This window comes from Pseudomonas sp. BF-R-01, from assembly GCF_019946615.1.
In the GTDB taxonomy this organism is placed as follows: Bacteria; Pseudomonadota; Gammaproteobacteria; order Pseudomonadales; family Pseudomonadaceae; genus Aquipseudomonas; species Aquipseudomonas migulae.
This window is the reverse complement of sequence record NZ_JAGYFX010000045.1, coordinates 44,125-50,626: the sequence shown is the minus strand read 5'-3', so window position 1 is coordinate 50,626 and position 6,502 is coordinate 44,125. Positions and strand designations below refer to the sequence as shown.

Here is a 6,502-nt window from a genome sequence, read left to right as displayed (position 1 = left end):
GCAGAACCTGCGCTCGGCCTCTCGAGGGGGCGTGTACCTCAAGATCAAAAGCTGAAGGCGAGCTAACGCTCGGCCTGATGAGTGGTGAAAATCAAAAGCGTATGGGATTCCCTGTAGGAGCCGGCTTGCCGGCGAAAAACGTCTGGGCGACGCGTTCATTCAGACAGTACGCGTTATCGTTGACGTCCATCTCCAGCAAGCTGGCTCCTACAGGGTAAATGCAGATGTGTCTGGATAAATACGATCAACCGTAGGAGCCGGCTTGCTGGCGATAGCGTCCGTCCAGTCAATAAATGCGCCGACTGACCCACCGCCATCGCCAGCAAGCCGGCTCCTACACGGGATCGGTGTACATATCCGGAATGAGTGACCGCAGCAGTGAAGGCGAGCGCGTACGGTTATAGAGACAGGTCGGCTGGCAGGCCGCCTCGCTTTGGCTTTTGCTTGGTTTTTGATTTTGATCTGCCCCGTCGGAAGGCCGAGTGGAGGTTCTGCGTAGTGGGCAACCCGGCATGGATGCCGGGTTAGCCGCCCCCGGCCAGGGATGGCCGATGGCGGCGGGCCCACGGAGCAGGACCGGAGCGAGGGCATGGCGAGCCTTAGCGAGCCACCGTACGTCAGGGGCGCGGGCGCTTGGTTACTTGGCGCTTCTCCAAGTGACCCGCCGTAAGGGCGGAACCAATAGCCGCCGTTACCGCAGGAATGGATATACACCCAGTCAAAGACCTCCGGTCTGTACCACTCCAAGAGAATGCCCATGGATCGCCTGTCTACGTTGTTTTCGCAGTTCGGCGTACGCGCACACCTGTTTTACAACGGCAGGCTGTGCGGTATGGCGGCGTACGATGGCGCCGACCAGCGTGGTCATATTCACCTGCTGCAGGCCGGTACCATCACTTTGCGGGGCGGCGACCGTAAGGACGTGCTGCTGACGCAACCCAGTCTGATTTTTCTGCCACGCCCAAGCCGGCATCAACTGTTCGCCGGTGAGCCCGAGGGCGCTCAACTCCTGTGTGCGTCAATGGAGTTTGAGGGTGGGGTCGATAACCCATTGTCTGCCTCGCTACCCGATTGCCTGGTGCTGCCCCTGGAAGAGTTGCCGCAGCTGGCCGATACGCTGCGATGGATGTTCGTTGAGGCGGCAGCCGGACATTGCGGCAGGGAAGCGGCGCTGGATCGCTTGTTCGAATTACTGATCATCCTGCTGTTTCGACATCTGCTCGATCATCACCAACTGCGGACCGGCATGATGGCCGGGCTCGCGGATTCGCGACTGGCGCGCTCGCTGGTGCAAATGCACAACGCACCTCACCGTGCCTGGTCGGTGGCGGAACTGGCGAGCGAGTCGAACATGTCGCGCGCGGCCTATGCCGTGCACTTCCGGGCCGTTATAGGGCAGACACCGGCGGACTATCTGTTGAGCTGGCGTATCAGCCTGGCGCAGAAGCGTTTGCGTGAAGGGCGGCCGATTACGCTGATCGCCGCAGAAGTCGGTTATGAAAGTCCTTCGGCACTTGCTCGTGCGTTTCGTCGCAAGACGGGCTACAGCCCTCGGGACTGGCTGAAAGATTTGGCGGGAGAGGGGGACGGACTTTCTTGATGGGGCATGGCCTGAAAACATCGGATTGCTTCAGGCCATCCCAAGAGAAGGATCATCGATTCAGCGGTTTTCCAGCGCGGTTAATGAATGGCCGGCCACGAAGATGGACGCGGCAAGCAACCCGATGTCTTTCAGGAGAAACTGGCCCGGTGCAACCGAAATGGCCGGGAAACCGAGGCTGGGTTCGATCACTCCAGGTGTCGACAACATAAAGCTCAACGTCGTGAAAAACAGCCCGGCTGACAAGGCGCCACCGATCAATGAAAGCTTGGGTGACAGCAGTCGACCTGCAATAAGAGCGCCGATCGAGACTTCCAGGACGCCGAGTAAACTGGAGAAGGTATCGACGCTGAAAATGTTGTAGACCCAACCCAGGAAAGGGCTATTGCTCACCAGCGGAACCAGGCCTTGCGCTTCGTAGTGAGTGAATTTCATGCCACCGAACCAGAAGTAGATCACGGCGAGGGCAAAGTACGCTCCGTAAGTCCCAATCGCTGTGGTTTTGCTCCCGAGCGATGATTGTCCAGAGGCGGTATTGGTTTTGTAGTTCTCGATGCTTAAGGTTTTCATGAGTCAGGCTTCCAATAGTGGGGTGGCGATACCTTTCACACCCCAACGCGGTGTGCGTTGGGAGTGGAGACAGTGTTGCCTTTGATGCCGCGCTATTGGGTTCTGAACGTATTGAGTCCGATGCAGATCGTCTTGACTCATTGTTGGTGCTGAATGAGAAGGGCCTCGACGCTCATCCTCTCGCGGTGGAGGCCGGGCTTGTTTTACCATTCGGGCCCACCTGCTCAAGTGGCACGCGACCCGATGGTTGCGCGTCGTATTCAAATGGAAGGATCCCAGCGTCATGTCCGGTTCGTTGTTTCGCAAGCTCGCCTTGTCCAGCCTTCTCTTGCTCGCCGGTTGCGCTGCATCAACCCCGAATGCTCCGATTCCCGTCAAGTCCAAGGCCATTGAAGCTTTCACCGACATCTGCCTGAAGACTGCGCCATCGTTCGCTGGTTCGGCCGAAGCCGCCAAGCGTTACGGTATCGATGATCTGCAGGATATGGGTTTTACCCGTATCGGCTTCACGGCTGACAAAAACCTTGCGGTGCAGTTGTCTGCGAAAGAGTGCGTGGTCACGACTCCGAGCCAGTCCGACGATAGCCTGACCCGACAATTGCTGAGCGCTGTGCAGCCATATTCGCAGACAGCGGTGGCGGATCGTGTGCCGTCGAAGGTTAGCCTGCAGGGCGCAAACTTCATTCTTCAGCATGACCGTAATGGTGGTGAGGCTTACGTGCTGTTGCGCAATAACTGAGCTGCGGTTTTTTAGCCTGCGGCGGATTTGGGAATGGTGTACATATCCGTTGCTGCGGTAACGGCCGCTTATGGTTTCGCTTTTACAGCGAGTCACTTTGGAAAAGCCCCAAAGTAACCAAAGGGCTCTTGCCCCTTTCGTTCGGTGCCTCGCTAATGCTCGGCATGCCCTCGCTCCGGTCCTGCTCCGTGGGCCCGCCGCCATCGGCCATCCATGGCCGGGGGCGGCTACCGCGGCATCCTTGCCGCGGTGCCCACTGCGCAGAACCTCCACTCGGCCTCTCGAGGGGGCGACTACCGCCACAGCCGCCGAGGCGGCCTGAAAGCCGACCTGGCTCATTTGCGTACGCGTTCTGCTTCACTGCTGCGTTCACTCATTCCGGACATGAACACCGATCCCCTGTAGGAGCCGGCTTGCTGGCGATAGCGTCCGTCCAGTCAATACATACGTTGACTGACTCACCGCTATCGCCAGCAAGCCGGCTCCTACAGGGGATCGAGGACATACCGAAAACCAATGCATTTCCCTTGTAGGAGCCAGCTTGCTGGCGATGGACTTCAACGATAACGCGGGCTGTCTGAATCAACGCGGTGTCTGGGCGTTTTTCGCCGGCAAGCCGGCTCCTACAGGGAATCCCATACGCTTTTGATTTCCACCACTCATCAGGCCGAGCGTTAGCTCGCCTTCCGCTTTTGATCTTGAGGTACACGCCCCCTCGAGAGGCCGAGCGCAGGTTCTGCGCAGTGGGCAACCCGGCATGGATGCCGGGTTAGCCGCCCCCGGCCATGGATGGCCGATGGCGGCGGGCCCACGGAGCAGGACCGGAGCGAGGGCATGCCGAGCCTAGGCGAGGCACCGAACGAAAGGGGCAAGAGCCTTTTGGTTACTTTGGGGCTTTTCCAAAGTGACTCGCCGTAAGGGCGAAACCATAAGTGGCCGTTACCGCAGAAACGGATATACCCCCAAGCAAAGTGATCAGCACCACACTCACTCAGGCAACCCAGCCATCCGCAGCCCCTGCGCAAAACGAGCAAGATCCTCTGGCCGCTGAATAGGCAGCCATTCTTTCAAATTGGAAACACGCAATGCAGGATCCAGCTCGCGCAAGCGCTGCATCGCCTGCTTCGCCTTATTCATTTGTCCCCTCAGCGCATGACTGGCCGCCAGCAGCGCGACCGGAGGCAGCAGGGTGGGCAGGTTGCGCAATGCCTTATCCGCCCAGTCCGTCGCACAGTCATAGCGCCCGGCAACGAAGTGCGCGAGCGACATCCCCACCTGCATCCTGAACATCTCCGGGTCCAGCGGGCTCAAGCGCACGGCATGGGTCAAAAACTCGATGGCGGCGTCTGTTTCACCGCGCAGTGCACGCAAAATACCACCCAAAAACCAGGCAGGAGCGAGGTTCGGATTGAGCAAGCGCGCCCTGTCGAGCAGGGCAATGCCGCCATCGACATCGCCGGTGAGATGGGCCAGCGCATGCCCGCTTCGCGTCAACGCCACCGCATCGTCCCGACCGAGCGCCATGGCCAGTCGCGCCAGCCGCGCACCTTCGGCGATCTCTTGAGGTCGATCGGTCATCCAGCCATTCAACTTGCGCCAGAAATGACACCACGCCGCCATGCCATAGGCCGATGCAAACTCCGGGTCGAGTTCGATGGCCTTGTAGAACATCACCAGCGCCTCCTCGATGGCTTCCCGTGTACCGTTGTGCAGTTTCGCCATTCCCCGCAGGTAATAGTCGTAGGCACAAAGGCTTTCCGTCGGCTTGCGCTTGGCCCGTTCGATTTCTGCCCGTTCGAGCTGCGGCGCGATGGCACCGACGACGCTTTCAGTGATTTGATCCTGCAACTCGAAGATGTCGTCGAGCGTGCCTTCGAAGCGCTCCGCCCAGAGGTGCGTTCCGGTCGTCGCATCGATCAGTTGCCCGGTGATGCGCACCCTGTCACCGGACCTGCGCACGCTGCCTTCCAGCACGTAACGCACGCCGAGCTCCTGGCTGACACCCTTGACGTCCACGGAGCGGCCTTTGTACGTGAAGCTGGAATTGCGCGCGATCACGAACAGCCAACGGATCCGCGACAGGGCAGCGATGATGTCCTCAACCACGCCGTCGGCGAAATAATCCTGCTCCGGGTCGCCGCTCAGGTTCTGGAAGGGCAGGACAGTGATCGAGGGTTTGTCCGGCAGCACGAGGGGTTCATTCCGGTCGGTGGGCACGCCTGCGTCGATATCGTGTCCGTCAGGTTGCCGGGCCTCGGCGGTCTCGCCTGCCTCGACCTGGCCAATGAAGCGGTAACCCTTGCGCGGCACCGTGCGAACCAGGCGCTGTTCCTCACCGGTATCGCCGATGGCCTTGCGCACCGCATTGATGTGGCTGGTGATCGTCGATTCCGAAACCACCCGGCCGCTCCACACTGCCCTGAGCAAGTCATCCTTGCTGACGACGCGATCGCGCTGGCTGACGAGCTGCAGCAGTAAATCGAAGACCTGTGGCCCGATGCGCACGACTTGCCCGCGCAAGGTGAGTTCCCGACGCTCTTGATCGAGCACGTAGTCTTCAAACACGAATGGCAAGGTGAATATCCCCTGGTCGAGCGGGTAATGAGTACGAGCAGTCGATAATACGGCAGCGCGTAACCGGCTGCACCGCCGAGTCAGGATGACATTCAAACGGCGGTTTTTTTGGACGAAAAAACAAGCATGAGCGAAGGTAAATCCAAGGCCTGCGCAAGGACTTCACTTACGCACGGGGGCACTCTTTGCTCACACCGACAGCAATGGTTGCCGTCGTGAAGCGGAGAGAACCCATGAAGATCGTCGTCATTGGAGGCACTGGCCTCATCGGATCGAAACTTGTGAACAACCTCCGCGAGCGCGGCCATGACGTGCTCGCTGCCGCCCCTAGTACGGGCATAAACAGCATCACCCGCGAAGGCCTGGCCGAAGCGATGGATGGCGCTGATATCGTCGTCGACGTGGCGAACGCGCCGTCGTGGGAAGACCAGGCTGTCCTCGACTTCTTTGAAACCTCGAGCCGCAACCTGCTGGCGGCTGAAGCGGCCGCCGGCGTTCGTCATCACGTGGCCCTGTCAATCGTCGGTAGCGAACGGCTTCCCGAGAATGGCTATTTCCGGGCCAAGGTCGCCCAGGAAAACCTGATCAAGGCGTCCAGCATTCCTTACACCATTCTGCGGGCTACGCAGTTCTTCGAATTTGTCGGCGGTATCGCGCAATCGGCCGCCGTCGGTGAGGAGATTTGCCTTTCGCCCGCGCTGATCCAGCCACTGGCGTCCGACGACGTAGTGGCGGCGCTGACGGAGGTCACGCTGCAAACACCGGTCAACGGCACGCTCGAAGTCGCGGGGCCCGAGGCCATGCCGCTGGACGAACTGGTCAGGCGCTTTCTGCGGGCAACCGGGGACACCCGCAAAGTCGTACCGGACGTGCACGCACGCTACTTCGGCGCGGTGCTCGACGATCAATCGCTGACCCCCGGCAAGCACCCGCGCCTGGGCGCGATTCGTTTCGAGGACTGGCTCGCCCGGTCCTGACGCCGGGATTCGCCCTCATCAAACAGACGCATAAGGAGATTT

The 6,502-nt window shown here is 60.0% G+C and carries 5 protein-coding genes; 3 read left to right on the top strand and 2 right to left on the bottom strand.

Annotation, left to right across the window (positions count from 1 at the left end; genetic code table 11):
- Positions 1-757: 757 nt before the first annotated feature.
- The gene (locus KGB27_RS17815) at positions 758-1,600 is read left to right on the top strand and encodes a helix-turn-helix transcriptional regulator (protein ID WP_032832844.1); all 843 of its coding nucleotides are present in this window, start codon (positions 758-760) and stop codon (positions 1,598-1,600) included.
- A gap of 60 nt (positions 1,601-1,660) precedes the next feature.
- Here the strand turns inward: KGB27_RS17815 and KGB27_RS17810 are convergent, their stop codons facing one another.
- Positions 1,661-2,170 (bottom strand): YkgB family protein, encoded by a 510-nt coding sequence (locus KGB27_RS17810; protein ID WP_008043932.1) that lies wholly within the window; start codon positions 2,168-2,170, stop codon positions 1,661-1,663.
- A gap of 283 nt (positions 2,171-2,453) precedes the next feature.
- On the opposite strand from KGB27_RS17810, the gene KGB27_RS17805 reads away from it, so the two are divergent.
- Complete coding sequence (locus tag KGB27_RS17805) at positions 2,454-2,909, top strand: hypothetical protein (RefSeq protein WP_223555555.1); 456 nt, start codon at positions 2,454-2,456, stop codon at positions 2,907-2,909.
- A gap of 987 nt (positions 2,910-3,896) precedes the next feature.
- On the opposite strand, the gene KGB27_RS17800 is transcribed toward KGB27_RS17805, so the two are convergent.
- Positions 3,897-5,483 (bottom strand): winged helix-turn-helix domain-containing protein, encoded by a 1,587-nt coding sequence (locus KGB27_RS17800; protein WP_223555552.1) that lies wholly within the window; start codon positions 5,481-5,483, stop codon positions 3,897-3,899.
- 233 nt (positions 5,484-5,716) lie between these two features.
- Here KGB27_RS17800 and KGB27_RS17795 point away from each other — a divergent pair, with 233 nt between their 5' ends.
- Positions 5,717-6,460: an SDR family oxidoreductase gene (locus KGB27_RS17795; protein WP_223555550.1), complete on the top strand. Its 744-nt coding sequence runs from the start codon at positions 5,717-5,719 to the stop codon at positions 6,458-6,460.
- Positions 6,461-6,502 lie beyond the last annotated feature (42 nt).